Source organism: Sphingopyxis sp. LC81 (assembly GCF_000756375.1).
Taxonomy (GTDB): domain Bacteria; phylum Pseudomonadota; class Alphaproteobacteria; order Sphingomonadales; family Sphingomonadaceae; genus Sphingopyxis.
In genome coordinates, this window is the sequence record NZ_JNFD01000040.1 from 1 (window position 1) to 1530 (window position 1530).

Here is a 1530-nt window from a genome sequence, read left to right on the forward strand (position 1 = left end):
CCCAGCCCCTTCGCCGCGAAGTGCTCGCGGATCACCGCCATCCAGAGGTTGCTGCCGTCCTTGCCGCCATATTTCTTCGGCGCCGAGAAGCGCCAGTGACCCGCGGCGTCGGCCTTGCGAGTGGCTTGGCGTAGCAACGCCTCCCATTCGTGACGCGGCAGGCCCTGATTGTCCCAGTCGGTGCGGCTGTGCTCGCGGCGATGATCGAAGAAGCGGATATTGTCGTCGGCCAGCTCGAGCGGTTTGATCTCGGCCTCGATAAACGCGTCGAGTTCGTCGAGGTACGCCTGCAAGTCGGCGGGCATCGCAAAGTCCATGTCTCTCTCCTGTGTTCCGTTATCCGCGCCAGTCGGCGCGCGCCGCGGCGAGCGCGGCATATTTGGGGCTGTCGATCGCGCATTTATCGAGCACATCGCGGCGCAATCGCGCGAGCAGCCCCGGCTCGGCGAGCGTCGTCGCGCCGCTGAGCAAGGCATCCGCGAGCGCCGCATCCTCGGCGCGCACCCCCGCACCCAGGTCGCGCAGCACGATGCCGAGCGCGTTCATCGCGACCACCGCCTCGAACTTGGCGTGGCCTTGCGATGCGGGCTTGATCGATCCCTCGATCCAGTCGCGCACCGCCTGCACGATCTCGGCATTGGTCGGCTCGCCGGTCGGCGCGGACGCGGGTTCGGGCGATGCGGGCAACGCCCTCCCTCGCTCGGCCTCGGGCGCCTCGTCTTCGAGCAGGCGCACCAGATCGAGCTCCTGCTCCGCCGTCCGCCGGCCGATCACGACGCGCTCGACCGTCCGGTCGGCGCCGCTCCGCCACATCTGCCCCATCTGCAGGCACCCCAGCGCCCACCAGAGCGTCCGGTAGATCAGCCAGAAGCGGAAGCGGGTGCGGTCGACCGGCACCCCGCCTGCCGCCTCATAGGCCGCAAAATAATCCTCGAGGCTCCCCACCCCGAACGCCAGTTTATCGAGCGCGCCGAAGCGCCACACGGTCATGCAGCCGAACGCGAGGTCCTCATGCGCATCGCCGCGGTGCGCCAGCTCCCAGTCGAGCACCGCCGCAAGACCCGCGCTGTCGACCATGACATTGCCCATCCGGTAATCGCCGTGGACGAGCACCGGCGCCGCCGGTTCGGGCAGATGCTCCTCGCACCAGCGGATCGCGAGCGCGATCACCGGGCGGTCGCCGCCGTACGACAGGAAGCGCGAGCGAAGCTCCGCCAGCGCCGCCGCCGTGTCCATCAGCGGGATCGCAGCGGGCACGCGGTCCAGTGGGATGCCGTGGATCCGTGCCAGCTCGCGGCCGAGATCCTCCAGCAACGACGGCGGCGGACCCGCCAATATCTTCGCCGGCGACACCTCCGCCATCACCCGCCGCATCACATAGCCCGTGCCCAGCCCGTCGCCCGGCTCGAGCACGCCGACCACCTCGGGCGCCTTCACCCCCGCATCAAACGCCGCCATCACCAGCGCCGCCTCGTCGACATGGCCGAACGGACGGTCCGCCATATAATCCGCCGACGGCGCACGCCGCAG

At 69.6% G+C, this 1530-nt stretch carries 1 protein-coding gene and 1 pseudogene; both read right to left on the minus strand.

Features of this window, described 5'->3' with window-relative positions; all coding sequences use genetic code 11:
- Positions 1 to 317, minus strand: a pseudogene (locus FG91_RS18360) (acyl-CoA dehydrogenase family protein); the annotation flags it as partial.
- Positions 318 to 336: 19 nt separating this feature from the next.
- Positions 337 to 1530: phosphotransferase (locus FG91_RS18365; protein ID WP_037517930.1), on the minus strand; the 1194-nt coding region annotated here is incomplete at its 5' end.